General features: G+C 67.5%; 11 protein-coding genes. 6 read left to right on the plus strand and 5 right to left on the minus strand.

From position 1 onward, the window contains the following. Positions 1-6: 6 nt before the first annotated feature. Positions 7-1,668 (minus strand): hypothetical protein, encoded by a 1,662-nt coding sequence (locus HYG81_RS26595; protein WP_180842659.1) that lies wholly within the window; start codon positions 1,666-1,668, stop codon positions 7-9. 216 nt (positions 1,669-1,884) lie between these two features. On the opposite strand from HYG81_RS26595, the gene HYG81_RS26600 reads away from it, so the two are divergent. The 4 genes from HYG81_RS26600 to folP all read left to right on the plus strand — a co-directional run bounded on the left by HYG81_RS26600 (position 1,885) and on the right by folP (position 6,104). After that, positions 1,885-2,667 carry an ABC transporter ATP-binding protein gene (locus HYG81_RS26600; protein WP_180842660.1) on the plus strand — a complete coding sequence of 261 codons (783 nt, stop codon included), beginning with the start codon at positions 1,885-1,887 and terminating at the stop codon, positions 2,665-2,667. 225 nt (positions 2,668-2,892) lie between these two features. Next, positions 2,893-3,138 carry a DUF8015 family protein gene (locus HYG81_RS26605; protein WP_180842661.1) on the plus strand — a complete coding sequence of 82 codons (246 nt, stop codon included), beginning with the start codon at positions 2,893-2,895 and terminating at the stop codon, positions 3,136-3,138. 139 nt (positions 3,139-3,277) lie between these two features. Continuing rightward, positions 3,278-3,457, plus strand: a complete 180-nt coding sequence (locus HYG81_RS26610) for a hypothetical protein (protein ID WP_180842662.1) — start codon at positions 3,278-3,280, stop codon at positions 3,455-3,457. Between the two features lie 61 nt (positions 3,458-3,518). After that, positions 3,519-6,104: a dihydropteroate synthase gene (gene folP, locus HYG81_RS26615; RefSeq protein WP_180842663.1), complete on the plus strand. Its 2,586-nt coding sequence runs from the start codon at positions 3,519-3,521 to the stop codon at positions 6,102-6,104. A 109-nt stretch (positions 6,105-6,213) separates the two neighbouring features. Here folP and HYG81_RS26620 read toward each other — a convergent pair whose 3' ends face one another. The 3 genes from HYG81_RS26620 to HYG81_RS26630 are packed head-to-tail and all read right to left on the minus strand — an operon-like array spanning position 6,214 to position 13,472. After that, positions 6,214-10,041, minus strand: coding sequence for an ATP-dependent DNA helicase (locus tag HYG81_RS26620; protein WP_180842664.1), 3,828 nt, complete (start codon positions 10,039-10,041; stop codon positions 6,214-6,216). Further along, positions 10,034-11,086, minus strand: a complete 1,053-nt coding sequence (locus tag HYG81_RS26625) for a PD-(D/E)XK nuclease family protein (protein ID WP_180842665.1) — start codon at positions 11,084-11,086, stop codon at positions 10,034-10,036. The genes HYG81_RS26620 and HYG81_RS26625 overlap by 8 nt, the downstream gene beginning before the upstream one ends. Then, positions 11,079-13,472 (minus strand): hypothetical protein, encoded by a 2,394-nt coding sequence (locus tag HYG81_RS26630; RefSeq protein WP_180842666.1) that lies wholly within the window; start codon positions 13,470-13,472, stop codon positions 11,079-11,081. The genes HYG81_RS26625 and HYG81_RS26630 overlap by 8 nt, the downstream gene beginning before the upstream one ends. Positions 13,473-13,591: 119 nt before the next feature. Between HYG81_RS26630 and HYG81_RS26635 the strand changes: the two genes are divergently transcribed. Further along, positions 13,592-14,764, plus strand: coding sequence for an MFS transporter (locus HYG81_RS26635; RefSeq protein ID WP_180842667.1), 1,173 nt, complete (start codon positions 13,592-13,594; stop codon positions 14,762-14,764). A 225-nt stretch (positions 14,765-14,989) separates the two neighbouring features. Next, positions 14,990-15,397, plus strand: coding sequence for a CBS domain-containing protein (locus tag HYG81_RS26640; RefSeq protein ID WP_180842668.1), 408 nt, complete (start codon positions 14,990-14,992; stop codon positions 15,395-15,397). A 185-nt stretch (positions 15,398-15,582) separates the two neighbouring features. Here HYG81_RS26640 and HYG81_RS26645 read toward each other — a convergent pair whose 3' ends face one another. After that, complete coding sequence (locus HYG81_RS26645) at positions 15,583-16,002, minus strand: hypothetical protein (protein WP_180842669.1); 420 nt, start codon at positions 16,000-16,002, stop codon at positions 15,583-15,585. Positions 16,003-16,063: the final 61 nt, after the last annotated feature.

Raw genomic sequence — 16,063 nt, forward strand, 5'->3', positions numbered from 1 at the left:
GACGGCTCACTCGAGCGTGTACCAGTCGAAGCGCTCGGTCGCGTAGCGATAGGCGACGACCGGGGCGATCAGTCCGCCGATCAGGACGATCCAGGCCGTGACGGTGATCCCGCGGGCAGAGATCGAAACGTCGGGAAGCGGGGTCCACGCGGACACCGTCGAAAGCAGCCCGGCGATCAGTTCGGGGGCCTCGAGGTAGAGCACGACGGCGGCGACCGTCGGGAGCGCGATCGCGAGCGTGTAGACGACGAACGCCGTCTTGCTCGGCATCACCGCCTCGCGCTTGTTAGTGAGTTTGACGCTGCCAAAGCGGGGAAACGCCGAGCCGATCCCGGCGGCCAGCGCCGGCGTGACAATCGCGCCGACGACGGTGCCGGCGATCAGTGCGGCGGTGTGCTCGAGCGAAAGCGGGCTGACGAGTCCGAAGGCGAGCGACACGAGGAGAGCGAGCGGCACGGCGACGAGCGCACCGGCGAGCATGCGGCCGCGGATTGCCTGCCGGCCGGTGAGCGTCGACGTGACGACGGCGGGCAGGGCCGGTCCGAGGTCGCCGAGTGGATTGAGCGTGAACAGGACGCCGGCCGCCCAGACCACGTATAGACAGAACATGACGGCCATGAACGAGGGGACCGTACCGTTCTCGATGATCTGCTGGATGAAGCCGAGCGCACCGAGCAGCGGGTAGCCGGCGTACGCCAATCGGATCGGCGCTCGCTTCGTCCGACGAACCGCCGTCACCGCCACCGTCCGGACCGGTCGCGAGACGGTTCCCGGGAGGAGGTCAGCGAGTCGGTCGGACGACGTCTCTTCGTCAATTTCCTCGTCGTCGGTGCGGGCCGGATCCGCGAACCAGTGGCGCTGTGCGGAGGGGACGCCGGCGACGAAGGCGAGCCCGACGAGGAGGGCGGATCCGGCGACCGCACCGGCGATACCGACCGTCGACGGATCGATACCGGGGACCCCGACCAGCAGCAGGTGGCCGGGCCACCCGAGCGGGCTAGTCTGTAACGTCGTGAACAGCGACCACATGACCGTGTTCAGTCCGCCAGTCGCGATCGCGCCGAAGTAGACGACCCAGACCGCGGCGAATAGCAGTGTTCGATACCGGGCGACCGGCTCGTAGACCGTGATCAGGTGACGGACCCAGATGCCGACGACGAATCCGACGGGGATGGCGGTGAGCAGGAGGAGGGCGACCAGCAACGGTGCGACGAGTACCGGAAGCACCGTCCCCGCGCCGTACGCGAACGCGGCAGCGAAAAGCGCCGCAAAGGGTATCAGAATGCTCGCGTAGAGTGCGGTTTCTGCGGCGACGATACCGACGACGGTGTTCTGGACCGCTGTCGACAACAGGAGAAAAGCCGGTTCGTCGACGTCGGCGACGGTCGTTACGGTCCGCACGATCGACATCACTACCAGAAACACCCACAGGACCGCAACGCCGCCGGTCACGTACTCGGTCACCGTAGTGGCGGTGTCCGTGGTGAGGGTTGCGGCAGCAGCCTGCTCGCCTAGTGCCGGCAAGAGAACCACTCCGAGGGCAGTGATGGGACCGAGAGCGAATAGTGCGACCGCTACTATCATCAGCAGTTTCATCCGATCACCGGCGATCGCTCGAAGGGTCCGCCGGAGCTCGAGTCCGGCGACGGTCGTAACGGCGTGAGACATCAGCGCTCACCCCGATTCGGTCGACAGGAGGGCGGTAATTCTGCGTCCATACTCGTTACCGCGGCGTGCTGCCAGTAAACGATTTGGATTTCTGTCATTCCACCGGCCGACGACTGCGATCGAGTTGCAGTGCGCCGTCACAGCGATCATCCTTCCCGCTGGAAACGGCAGCTGAATATGACATACCTTTAATTATACTCGGGCGAAGAGACGCGTATGAGCCCTGTCGACGCCCTCGCCATCGAAACCGACGGACTGACGAAGCGATACGGCGAGACGACCGCCGTCTCCGATCTGACGATGGACGTCGAGCGCGGCACAGTCTACGGCTTCCTCGGCCCGAACGGCGCGGGGAAGACGACCACGATGCGGATGCTGACGACGCTGACGAAACCGACCGCGGGGACGGCTCGCGTCGCCGGTCACTCGATCGCTGACCGCGAGTCCGTCACTCCCCACATCGGCTATCTGCCCGAAGAGCCGCCGGTCTACGACGAGCTCACCGGCCGAGAGCAACTCGAGTACGCCGCCGGTCTCCGAGATATCCCGGAGGACGACGCCGAAGAGCGCATCGAATCGCTGCTCGAGCGCTTCGATCTGCTCGCGGACGCGAACAAACGCATCGAGGACTATTCGAAGGGGATGCGACAGAAGGTCGGCGTCATTCAGGCGGTGTTGCACGAACCCGACGTGGCGTTCCTCGACGAACCGACCAGCGGACTCGATCCCCGCGCAGCCCGGACCATGCGGGATACCATCGCCGACCTCGCCGACCGAAAAATGACGATCTTCCTCTCGACGCACATCCTCCCCGTGGTCGACGAACTGGCCGACGAGATCGGTGTCCTCCACGACGGGAAACTCGTCGCCGAGGGCGACCCGGAGACGCTCAAGACCCGCGCCGAGACCGGCGACGCCCGCAGCCTGGAGGACGCGTTCCTCGAGATCACTCGCGATCACGGCGAGGAGGGACTCCCGAGGGAGCAGGCCGCCGAGTGACTCGAGGCCGTCGCGATGATGCATCGATCAGCTGGGACCTCCGGTTCGACGGAACAGCCTAGGGGCGAAACGAATCAGTGGGCGAAGCGAACCGGACGGGTACAGAACGGTTCGGGTCGAAACGGGCAGAGAGATACGGATACACTCTTAGACCGATCCTATAGCGCTAGATTCCGCCGGATTTTAGTATTCGGCTCCCGTACAGCCATTCGGAGGTGAGAATCGATGATGGAGAGAGGGATCACTGCTATTATCGACTGGTTTCGAGTTGCGGATCGCTTCTCAACGATCGACCGCTACGATCTCCTGCTCGGACTGATTCCGATGGCGTTCGCGGTCGCTGGCCTCGTCGGTCGTCTCTTCGGTCTCCCTACCGAGGCAGCCCTCGTCGGGGGCGTCGTCATCGCCTCGCTCGCCCTGCTCGATGGACTGGTCGTCCGGCCCCCGACGAAGCCTCCTCGAGACGTGTGAATCTCGCTGTTTATCGGGAACTGTCGCAGCCAGAAACGAGACGGCTGCAGGAGTTCGGACCGTATCCGATACCCTCACGCGGTCCCCGTTCGTCTGGACCGATATTTATTTGGATATCTGAAGTAACATTTCTCTATCAATGGTCCTCGAACTCATCTTTCCGGCACTGATCGGATTCGGATTCGTAATGATCGCTGCCTACGCCGGCGCACTCCGGGCATTAGATGTCTACTTCGATCCGGACCGGGACAGCATCTTCCTCTCAGACGCGCCGAGTCGCCGAATACTCGGTAAACACATCCCCTTCAGCGACGGGTGAGAGTCGCGGTGACTGTCTCCGAACAGAATACTCAAAAACGATCGGATACTCTGGTACCTATATGGAGTATCACGAGGCGGCGGACTTCTTATTCGATCTGCGGCGCTTCCGCCCGAAGCCGGGCACCGAGTCGACGACCCGGCTGCTGGCCCACCTCGAAGACCCCCACGAGGGCGTTGATTTCGTTCAGATAGCCGGCTCCAATGGGAAGGGGAGCACGGCCCGACTACTCGAGCAAACCCTGCGGGAGGCGGGCTACTCCGTCGGCCTCTATACCTCGCCGCACCTCGAGGACCTCCGCGAGCGGATCCGTGTCGATGGACGGAAGATCCCTCGAGCGGCAGTCTGCGAGTACGTCGAGGAGGGTCACGAGTACATCACGGAGCGGGCCGCCGACGGCGAGTCCCCCACCTTCTTCGAGACGATGACCGCGATGGCGCTGTGGCACTTCGGCCGCGAAGATGTCGACATCGCCGTCCTCGAGGTCGGCATCGGCGGCAAGTACGACGCCACGAGCGTCGTCGATCCCGTCGCGAGTGCAGTCACGAGCGTCACTCTAGAGCACACGGGAATCCTCGGCGACACCGTCGAGGAGATCGCCCGCGACAAGGCCCACGTCGCGCCCGACGACGCGCCGCTCGTGACGGGCGTCACCGGGAGCCCGCTCGAGGCGATCCGCGACGTCGCCGGCGACGTAGTAACCGTCGGAACGGATTCGGCGGTTGACGCGGACGGTAGCGACGGGTTCCGGCCGGACGTCCGCGTCGCCTACGGTGGTCGGACGAACCACACTGAAGCGACCGTCTCGATCGACGCCGGCGACTGGGACCTCGAGACGCGGATCCCGCTGCTGGGCGAACATCAGGCCGTCAACGCCGGGATCGCCGCCACTCTCGCCCGCCAGATCGACAACGTCTCCGACACGGACCTCGCCCGCGGACTGCGCAACGCCCACTGGCCGGGCCGGTTTGAGGTGATCGATACCGAGCCGCTGACCGTCCTCGACGGCGCGCACAATCCGGGTGCCTGCGAGCGGCTCGCGGAGACGCTCGGAACGTACGAGTACGACGACCTCCACGTCGTCTTCGGCGCGATGCACGACAAGGACCACCGCGCGATGGTCGCCGCGCTGCCGACGCCCGACACCGTCGTGACGACCGAGCCGACGCTCGATCGCGCCGAGGACCGAGACGTCCTCGCCGAGGTGTTCACGGATGCGGGGGCCGAAACCGTCCGGACCGAGGCCGCAGTTCAGGACGCGCTCGCGACGGCGCTCGAGGCCGCCGGGGCCGACGACTGCGTGCTCGTCACTGGCTCGCTGTTCGCGGTCGCGGAGGCCCGCTCGCGGTGGACCCGAACCGACGTCCCGAAACGGGTCCGCGACATCGCCGACGCCCGCGACGCGCTCGAGGGTGCGAACGTCGCCCCGGGTGACGTCGAGCGACTGGACGGCGACGCCGTCCACCGGGTCGTCAGGACGGCGCTGCGGGACCGACAGGCGACCGTCCTCAAGGAAGAGCTGCTCCGACTCGGCGGCGAGTGTGCCCTCTCCGGCCTCGATCGCGACGATGAGGCCGTCGACGCCGTCCTGATGGGGACGCTTACGCAATTCGAGGGCCTCGTCGATGCGCTCGAGAACCGCTCTCGACCGGACGGACTGGCCGACGTCGCACGGGAACTGCGGGATACCCTCGCGCTCGAGGCCGGAGCCGGGGTCGACAGCGATGCGGCGGCCACCACCGAGGGCGGGGACGAACCGACACAGCCACCGAGCCGGGCGGCAGGACGGTCCCGTCCGTCCAGCCGCTCGGCCACCGACGCGAGCGAGTACCCCTGGACCGATCGGACGGCCGTGATGGGCATTCTGAACGTCACCCCCGATAGCTTCCACGACGGCGGGGAGTACGACGCCCTCGAGGACGCCGTCGACCGCGCCGAGGCGATGGTTGACGCCAGCGTGGACGTGATCGACATCGGCGGGGAATCCACCCGTCCCGGCTCGGACCCCGTCTCGGTCGAGGAGGAACTGGACCGAGTTGTCCCCGTGATCGAACGGATTGCCGACCTCGACGCGCTGCTCTCGATCGATACCCGCCGGGCCGCCGTCGCCGACGCTGCGCTCGAGGCCGGCGCGGACATCATCAACGACGTCTCGGGGCTCGAGGACCCCGAGATGCGCTTCGTCGCCGCCGAGCACGACGCGGGGCTGGTGGTGATGCACAGCATCGACGCACCGGTCGTGCCCGACCGCGACATCGAGTACGACGACGTGGTCGCAGACGTGATCGACCAGCTCTCCGAACGCATCCTGCTGGCCGAGAAGGCGGGCCTCGAGCGGAGCCAGATCATCGTCGACCCCGGCATCGGCTTCGGCAAATCCACCGCCGAGAACTTCGAACTCCTCGACCGGATCGACGAGTTTCAGGCGCTGGGCTGTCCGGTGCTGTTCGGCCACTCCCACAAGTCCATGTTCGGGCAGATCGGCCGCGAGGCCGGCGAGCGACTCGAGGCGACCGTCGCGGCCACGGCTCTCGCAACCGATCGCGGGGCCGACATCGTGCGCGTTCACGACGTCCGCGAGAACGTCGCCGCCGTCCGGACGGCGCTCGCGGCGCGCGATCCGGCGCGATTCGAGTGGGAGTCGTAACGAGCGCGCCGTAAGCAGTATTCGGCCACCGTCCTCCAGCACCGGAGAGATGTGAACCTCGGTATCGCGAGCCTGGTAGCAGCCCTGATTCTCGGTTTCCGGGACCGACTCAGTCGTCCCCCGCCAGATCGATCTCGAGCGCGTACTCGTCCGGTCCACAGCCCAGCGATCGGTGCGGGCAGTGCTGGCAGTGCTCGCCCGGCGTCGTCTCCGCGAACGACGGCTCGTCGACCGCCTCGAGGGTTTCGAGCACTGACTCCCACGGCGGGAGCGCGTCGGGGTCAAGAAGATCGACACGGGGGTCGTCGCTCCCGTCGAGGTCGCCGACATACACGTAACCGACGGCCGCGATCGGTTCGTCGAACCGATCCTCACAGGCTCGACGGTAGAGCGACAGTTGAACGGCCTCGTCGGGAGCGATCCGCTCGGCAGTGGCCTTGTAGTCGAGGACGGCGAGCCCGCCGTCGGGGAGCCGCCGCACCGAGTCCACGTAGCCGACCACGTCCCCCGTCACGCCGGCGACCTCCTCGAGCGAGAAGGGGAGCTCCGCGGCCAGCGGTTCCCAGTCGGCGACCGGCCGGTCGAATTTCGGGACACCCGCCTCGAAGTACCGATCGATGCAGGCGAGGACGGCTTCGCGGTGCTCGAGCAGATCCCGCGCGGTGAGCTGTCGGACGGCGGCGTCGCGCCACGCCTCGCGGGTCCGGTACTCGCGGTGGAAGGCCTCCTCGGCGACGTCGTGGAAGATGGTTCCGACGAGACGCGAGGCCGAGTCGTCGGTCGGTTCGGGCGCTCCGCCGTTCGTCTCAGTCGACGAGATGGTCTCGCCGCCCGTCTCCGGCGACCGCTTTCCACCCGCCACAGCCGCCGCGAGTGGATCGTCGATCGCACGAACCGCGTGATCGAGGTAGTGTTTCCGGGGACAGGTCTCGTGGGTGTCCATCGCGGAGTAGCTGTGGCGCATCGCGACCGGCAGCTCGGTCGCGGACGCGAGCGTCTCGACCGGGAAGCGAACGGTGTCGGTCGTCAGCGCGGACGGCCGGCGACCGCTGGGCGCGCGGATCTGCGATCCCCCGTCTGCCCCATCTTCGCCGAGATCTCCACCGTGGCTGGCCGCATCGGCTGCCGGCAACAGCGTGCCATCGCGGAGCTGCCGGCCCAATCGATGGACGGTCTCGATTGCCTCCCGAGTCTCGAGGGGCTCGACGGGGCGGTCGCCGTAGTCGGCGTAGTAGGTGATCGTCCCGGGACTCTCGCCGGCCGAAGCGGCGATCTCATCGGTGCGATCGACCACGGTTTCGGGGTAGGTCTCCCGAACCCGCTCGAAGCTCGCGGTCAGCGACGACCAGAGGTCCATTCGCTGGCCGGTCACCGACCACTCGATGTCGCTCGCCAGACAGGCCTCGGCCGTCGACGCGGCGAGTTCGTCCTCGTCGCCGTCGTACTCGTACTCCGAGCCGAACAGGAACAGGTGGTTCTCGGCACGGGTGAGCGCGACGTGGAGCACCCGCCACTCCTCGCCGACCCGCTCGGCGGCCAGATTTGCGAGCAAGGGCGAATCGACGTCGGCGTCGAGCGTCGCGGCCAGCAGCCGGTATCGGGCCCGCTCGACGTAGTCGCCGTCGACGCACCACTCCTCGTCCGTGAGATAGGGGGCGAGGACCGTGTCGAACTCGAGCCCCTTGGCCTGATGGACGGTCATCACGTCGACGCTGTCGGCCGATCGAGTCCCGCGGGTTCGATCGTTTCCGCCGCCGCGGAGCGTCGCTGCGAGCGCGTCGACGAAGTCGGTCGACAGCGACTGGACGACCCCGTCGGTGTCGTAGGCCTCGACGAATCGCTCGAGGCGGTCGAACTCCGCCCGCTCTTCGCTCGTACAGAACCACTCGATCCGGGTCAGCTCCCGGAACCGGCGGACGAATCCGGAGAGCGGGTAGACGTCTCGGAACCGCTCGAGCGCCTCGAGATGGTCTCGCACTCGCTCGATTCGATCGGGCTGCTCGAGATCGAGCGCGTCCGGATCGGGGTCCATCACGGCGTCGTACAGCGACCCGTCGCGCCGTTGCAGCGTCGCGAGATCGGTCTCCGTGAGCCGATATCGGTAGAGGAGCACGCGCCGAAGGTGGGCGTCCGCGTCCGGCTCGACGAGGACCCGGAGGTACGACAGCACCGTCTCGATGCCGGGCGAAATCTCGCCGCGGGGCGAGCCGGAGATCTCGTAGGGGATCCGCAGCTCCCGGAGTTCGTCCGCGACCGCCTGCGCGTGGCGGTTGGTCCGAACGATGATCGCGATATCGCCCAGCGAGCGTTGCGGGACGTTCGCGGCCTCGCCGTTAAGCAGCCGTGAGACCGTCGTCGCGACCTGTTCGGACGTCGACTGGGGCACCCGATCGCTCTCGACTTTAACGACTCGGTCCGGCGGCTCGTCCTCGTCGTAGGTGCCGGGCGTCCGGCCGTCCTCCCGGAGCGTCTTCGAGGACTGCGGGCCGTAATCGCAGCCGTTGGTCAGGTCCAGGATCTCCTGACGGGAGCGGAAGTTGAGCTCGAGTTCGATCGCCTCGTGGTCGTCGTAGGCGTCGGCCAGCCGGTCGAGTCCTTCGCGGTCGGTGCCGCGCCAGCCGTAGATCGCCTGATCCTTGTCGCCGATCGCGAGCAGGTCCGGTCGGTCCGGGCCGTCCGTGAGTTCGGTGAGGAGGGAAAACTGGGTCGCGTCGGTGTCCTGGAACTCGTCGCAGTAGACCTGCGTCCACTGGCCGGTGATCTCGTCGGCGATCGCTTCGTCATCCAGCAGCCCGGTCGCCGTCCGAACCAGCTCGTCGAAATCCAGCGCCCGCTCGGCCTCGAGGGCGTCGTGGTACGCCGCGTAGACGTCGGTGTAGTGGCGGGCCAGCCGGAGGAACTCGACGTAGTGTTTCAGCCGACCGAACGGCGTCTGTTCGATCCGGCTCGTCGCCGTTCCCCAGATCTGGTTGCCGAACAGCGCCCGCGGCAGGTGTTTCGTCGTCGGCTCGTCCAGCAAGAGCGCCTCGATCGTGTTCGTCACGCACTGCTGGAGCACCCGGAGATAGCGATCGACGTCGCGAACGAAGTCGTCGTCGCGGAAGGCCGCCGGCGCTTCCGCGATCTTCTCCCGGCAGTACGAGACGAGTTTTCCGTAGTCGATCAGCGACTCCCGGGCCGCCTCGCTGTGCTCGTCCCGATTGAAGTAGCGCAGTGCCTCGTTGTCGAAGGACAGCTCCTCGTCGGCGGTTCGCTCGAGCCAGAGGACGAACTCGTTGCACAGCTCGAGGGTGCGCACCGGCGGCAGTCCCGACTGCAGTTGCTCGGGCGCGATGTTTTCCTGGCTCATCGCCTGAATGAACCGGTCGACCGCGTCCGTGAGGTCGGTCGGCGAGCCGTCGTTGCGTCTCGAGGCGGCCGCGAAGCCGTAGTCGGTTTCGGCCAGCAGCCGACCGATGAGTCGCCGTCGCGTGCGTTCGGTGACGACGTCGAACTCGGGCGAGTAGCCCAGATAGTAGGCGTACTCGCGGACGAGCCGGTAACAGAAGGAGTGGTAGGTGTAGACGTTGATCGCCGCCGCCGCGTCGGGATCGAGTCGCTCGGAGACCGCTGCGCGGATGCTCGCGGCGGCCTCGTTCGCGAAGGTCAACACGAGCACGTCGTCGGGATCGACGTCGCCCCGCTCGATGGCGCGCTCGATCCGGACGAGCATCGTCGTCGTCTTCCCGGTGCCGGCCCCCGCGTCGACGGAGGTACAGGCCGCGCGGCTGTCGATGACCGCCTCCTGATTTCCTTTGGGCTCGATGTCAGCGGCGGACGCGAACGCGACCCCGTCGCGATCCCGGTTCGGTCCGCGCTCCTCCTCGTGATCGGCCGCATCCTCGCGATCCCGCTCCGAGCCCGAACCGCGGTCGGTTCGCCGGGACTCCTCAGCCATCGAAACGCACCTCCTCGGCGATGTACTCCTGACAGCAGACGGTATACTCGCAGTCCGGACAGGAGTTGTCCGCGATCCGGTCCCACCGATCGGACGGATCAAACGGTCCCGACAGCAGGCTCGCAGCGACTGCTGCGAGTCGATCGTCAACGGTCTCGTTTCGGTGCTCGTGAGTCATTCCAAAGGTGTGGTGGTCGATGTAGACGTCGGTCAGATCGACGATCTCGAGGCTCGTTTCGACCGTCTCGCGGACCCAGTTCACCGCCGTTCCCGACCGATCGGCCAGCGGGATCTGGACGTATCGGCAGGTCCGATCGCCGAGTTCGAGCCGGTCGCGGAGGGCACGGAGCCCGTCGAGGACGACGGCGGTCTCGAAGAGTGCACCGACGGGAGCCGGTTCGAACGTCGTCGAATCGGCGTCGAAGTGCTCGGTGAAGAGCTCCTCGACGTCGCCCGTCCAGTCGGAGCGGTAGCGCAGGCGACCGAGCGGCGCGAGCGTCGGGACGAACCGGACGCCGACGATCGACGAGCCGTCGCCGTAGACGTAGTCGACCGTCGCATCGATCGTCACCGCGTCCGGTTCGACCGCCTGCGTGGATAGCTCGCTCGTCCCCGAGAGCGGCAATCCCGGCCCGATCAGCTCGCCGCGGGCGGCCTCGGCGTCCAGCCGGGCGATCCCCGCGGCGTGGTCGGCCCCGACGCGCTCCGCATACGCGGCGAGCGTCGCCTCGAGCACTCGGCGTTCGTGGCGGCGCTGCGTCCTGGAGTGAAAGCGCTCGTCGTGGTCGTTCCACAGCGTCGAGAGTCGGTCGCTGGCGGCGGTCTCGAGCGCCTCCCGCTCCGTCTCGCCGCTCCGGAGCGCGTCGCAGAGAGCGCTTCGCAGGAGGGAAACGCGGTCGTCGACCACGTCGTCTTCGCTCCCCTCGAGGCCGTGAACGTGGGCGAATTCGTACCGACGAGGACAGTGCAGCGCGGTCCGGAGGCCGTCGACCGAGAGCGCGGGGTGTGTCGTGGCGGCGTCGGCGTTGCCGTCGGTCTCAGTCATTTCGGACCACCTCACCCGCGGCGAACTCGAACTGCGAGCGGACTGCTTCGGCGAGTTCGGGGTCGATATCCCCGTCCTCGAGCACCACTGCGATCTCCTCGAACAGCGCCTCGGTTTCGCCGAGGTCGGCCTCGCCGCCGGTGCTGGCCTCTCGGAGCACGCGCTCGAGTTCGCCGCGGGGCTGGGCGAGCAGCGCCTCGAGGGCGTTCGTCTCGCCGTGGATCGCCGCGTCGGCGGCGGCGTCGACGTCCTCGAGTTCGAGTCCGGGCGTCGCGTCGATCAGTTGCAGGTAGCGCGACTCGTCGTAGCTCCGGCGCAGGCCGCCGGCACCGCGCTCGTAGGAACAGCAGTAGAGGGCGCGTTCGGCGGCGCGGGCACCGAGCGCGAGCCGCCGGCGGGACCGCTGGGCGTGGTAGGTCTCGAAGGGGTCGCCGATACCGGCGGCGTCCGCAGAACGCGTTGCGTTCTGCTGGGCTGCGGAAGACGACGCTGTCGTCTTCCGAACGTCGACCGTCGCGAACGTGTCCGCGATCGACTCGAGGGACGGATTCGTCACTGCGGGATAGGCCGGCATTGCCCGGAGCCACGCCGTCGGGAACAGCTGGGTGAGGAACTGCTCGCCCGGGTAGGTCTCGTCGATCAGATCCAGCAGGAAGACCGCCTTTCGCGAGTCGTACTTCAGGTCGTCGACGGCACAGACCGTGACGCCGCCGGTCGGCGGCCGCGTCTCGACCGCGTGGACGTATGGCGCGTCGTACTGGATCGTTCGCCGGAGCATCCGGCGCAGACCCTGCCAGTCCGGCCCGATCAGATCCGTCTCCTCGACGAAGCCGGCGATCTCGAGCACGCGACGAACGCCCTCGTACTGTTCGCGGGCGTCGACCCACGCTTCTTCGCGGGCGATCCGCCCCTTCAGATCGGTCTGGCGGATCCAGCGCTCGAGCGAACGACGGACGCTCGAGCCGGCGGTCTCCGCGAGTAGGTCGGGCGAGAACTCGGGTACTCGAGCCCGGAGCCGGTCCAGCGAGGCCGCCTGCGGATCGCTCGAGTCCCGCGCCGGATCGGCGGGGTCCATCCGCTCGAGTCCGTTGCCATCGCGCTCCCGTTCGCACTGGCACGTGACGACCGCGTAGAGTTCGTTCACCGCGGGATCCTCCGCGAGCGAGGGAGTGCCGATCGTGGCGGTCGGGACGCCGGCGTCGCGGAGCCGTCGTCTGGTCTCTGGGACCCGTTCGATCCGCGGGACGGCGACGGCGAACTCGTCGTACGACCAGACGTGGCGGTCGCGTAGCGACTGGATCTCGGTCGCGACCGCTCGGAGTTGCTCGCGAGTGGTGCCGGTGCGGATGCGTCGCGCTCGGCCCCTCGAGTCCGTCTCTGACGAGTGCGTGCCCGCCGGGTCCGCGTCCACTGAGTCGGCTGCCGGCGGGTCACCGTCCGTCGAGTCGGCATTCGGCGACCCCGCTCCGTTGCCGATATCTGCAGATCGATCCGGAGAGGTGCCCGTGGCGAGAAACCGTGCGATCGGCTGGTGTGGCGGCTCGGTGTCGGTATCCCCGTCACGTACTGCTTCGGGCTCGAGCGTCTCGACCGTGAGCCCTGCGTCGGTCGCGATATCGTCGATGCGGCCCGGCTCGACGCGCGTCCGCTCGACGCTGGCGTGGCGCTCGCCGAGACAGACGAGGTCGGCGTCACGGGTGAGCGCCGCGAGATAGCGGCGATCGAGCCGGCGGTACTCCTCGAACTCCACGGCGAGGACGGCGTCGAACGAACTGGTAACTCGCGTTCGGAGTCCGTCCGCGTCCGCCTCGAGTCGCTCGACGGCCTGCGGGATCACGTCCGCCCGCTCGACGTAGCCCCGGTCGTCGAGCTCGGCGTGGAATCGGTCGTTCATCGCGTAGAGGAAGGCCAGGCAGTCGTGGAGGTCGTCGTGATCGTCGAGTCGGATCCGCTGGCGGGTCGCCGCGAGCAGCAGTTGCCCGACGTCGCGGGCGAAACTCTCGTGGGCGGCGGCGCGCTGGAGGTAGGCCGGGACAGATCGGCTCGCCCCGTCGATCACCAGCGAGATGAGTTCAATCCGCTCCTCGTACTCGAGGCGGTTGAGCGTGGGATCGTACTCCTCGATGGTCTTCGAGGCGTGTTCCGGGAGCGACTCGACGCGAGGAGAACGGGGACCTTCCCCCGGCTGGCGGTCGGCGGCCGCCAGCGATTCGGTCAGGGACTCGAGCCCCGCCGGATGCCGTTTCAGGACGAGAACGTTCCGCGGGCCGTACTCGTCCGCGAGATCGGCGTACTCCGCGGCGACGGACGCGAACACGGTCGTGCTCGGCGGCGGCGTGGGGAAGAGCTTACAGAGTCCGTCGAGGTCGGGCGATTCGGGGGTCATCAGTCGGTACGTCACCGAGTATGACGGAGTTCCTATTTAAATTACGGCATCAGCGCGATTCCGCTCGACGGATTACCGCGATCGAAACCGGCTTTCGGGTCGTCCGCATACGGCCCCGAGTGAACTGGGCGTACAGGAACACGGTCCTCGTTCTGTGTACGCTCGCGTTCTTCGCAACGGTCACCGCTCGACTGGTGATCAGCCCGGTCGTCCCCGACGTCGTCGACGCGTTTTCGGTCAGCACCGGCACCGTCGGACTGGCGCTCTCGGGCATGTGGGCCGCCTACGCGCTCTCACAGTTCCCGAGCGGGCTGCTCGGGGATCGCTTTGGCGAGCGGACGATCATCCTGACCGCCATCGGCGGGACGGCTGCCGCGAGCACCCTGCTGGCGGTGTCGCCCACATTCGGCGCGTTCTTTGCGTTCGCCGTCGTCCTCGGCGCGGCGGCGGGGCTCCACTACAGCGTTGCGACGACGCTGCTCACCCGCCTGTTCGACCGGACCGGACGCGCGATCGGGATCCACGTCTCGGGCGCACCGCTGGCCGGCCTCACCGCACCGGTTGTCGCGACGGCCGCCGCCAGTCGATACGGCTGGCGGGCCGCGATCGCCGTGGGCACCGCCGTCGCGATTCCGATCGTCGTCGTCCTCGCCCTTCGGGTCCGTCCGACAGAGCCCCGTCACCCCGATCGACGGCTCCGCGAACAGGTCGACGTCTCGCTGCTCTCACGACTGCTGACCCGGCCGACGCTCGCCTATACGACGGCGCTGTGCGCGCTCGGGGCGTTCACTTGGCAGGCGACGGCCTCGTTTCTCCCCACCTTTCTCGAGGTCGGATACGGACTCTCTCGGACGAGAGCCGGCCTCTTGTTCTCGCTGTACTTTCTCGTCAACGGTGGCGTACAGCCGCTGATCGGGGCGCTCTCCGATCGGTACTCCCGCGATTTCGCCGCCGCGATCACGATGACTGCCGGGCTGGCCGGCTTCGGGACGCTGGTGACCGGTGACGGGCTAGCGATGGCCGTCGCGGGCGTCGCCTGCGTCGGCGTCGCGATGACCTGGGGTGCGCCGCTGCAATCGCGATTCATGGACGCCCTCTCGGACGCCGAGCGCGGCCTCGGATTCGGGCTGGTCCGGACCGCGTACATGCTCCTCGGTGCGACCGGGAGCGTCGCCGTCGGCGCGACTGCGGACCTGTTGGGCTGGACGGCCGCATTCGGCCTCCTCGCGGGAGTCATGGGACTGTCACTCTCGATGATCGCCGCGAACAACACGCTCTCGCTCGGCTACTGAGTTACTCACGCAGCCGGTTGCTCGTCTGGAGGGCACGCGGCTCCGTCGGCACCGCGAGCGACCACCGGTCCGTCGGCGTCGCCGACGGACGCGAGGCTATTCTCGGCTCTCGGCGGACGTTTCCGCGCGCTCGGCTCGCATCCTGTGACCCGCGGCGAGGGTCACGACAGGCTCGTGCGTCGCTACTCCGATACTCATTATAGTGAGTACTGAGTACTGTCCCGCATGGACGATATTTTCGTCGCTCGAGTCATGTCCTCGGCGGTACAGACAGTGGCTCCAGACACGCTCGTCGAGGATGCCGCCAACACGATGCTCGACAACGGAATCGGATCGGTCGTCGTCGTCGACGACGAAAATCAACTCGAGGGGATCCTGACGACCACGGACTTCGTCCGAATCGTCGCCGAACGACAGCCGAAGGATCAGACGCCGGTCTCGGAGTACATGACCACGGACATCGTCACGACCACGGCCCAGGACAGCATCCGTGACGCCGCGGACGTGATCGTCGAACGCGGCTTCCACCATCTCCCCGTCGTCGACGAGGACGAGGGCGTCATCGGGATGGTCACGACGTCCGATCTGGCGGGCTACATCTCGCGCGTGAAGTCGCCAAGCCCGGACGAATAGAGAGGGGACCGGTGAGTTTGACGCAAAGAAAGAGACGGCAGTAGCCGGTTCGCCCACCTGACCGGCTGACCGGTGCTCGAGCCCCTGGAGAGGTACCCGTCAGTGGCTCAGTGGTGGACAGCCACTACTCCACGCAGCGCTGTGCAATCGCGCGAAACCGCATCGGTCGGAACTAGCGGTTCGTCTCAGTTTTGGCGGCCAGTACTCTCGCAGTCGCCGTCGGAATCGTGGTCGCGTTCGGACGGGTTTTCGCGGTCGTCCTCGGTCATCCAGCGGACCGTTTCGTCGAGCTGGTCGCGCAGCGCGCGGGCCTCCGCCGGCGTCAGTTCCGCGTCGGCGTGGCCCGTCCCGTGATCGCCGGCCATCGCGTCGATACTCAACACGACGCGGTGGCTCCCGCGTTCATCGCCGCCGTTCGACTCCGGCCGCACCGAGATGTCGGCCCGGTCGGGATAGTCCCGCGGCGGTCCGAGTTCGAGGTCCGTCTCCCCGCGCGTGACGCCGACGCGGACCCGCTCGGTGTGCTCGAGATCGAACGAGTCCGTCGGATCCGCCTCGAGCGGCGTCGGCTCCGGCTCTCCGGAGTTCATGTCATTCGATACCATGCGTGACAGTCGTCCCGCGACCGCCTTGTCTCTGTTCCCGACAGGTGCTCTCCGAATTGAC

The sequence above is a fragment of the Natrinema zhouii genome (assembly GCF_013456555.2).
In the GTDB taxonomy this organism is placed as follows: domain Archaea; phylum Halobacteriota; class Halobacteria; order Halobacteriales; family Natrialbaceae; genus Natrinema; species Natrinema zhouii.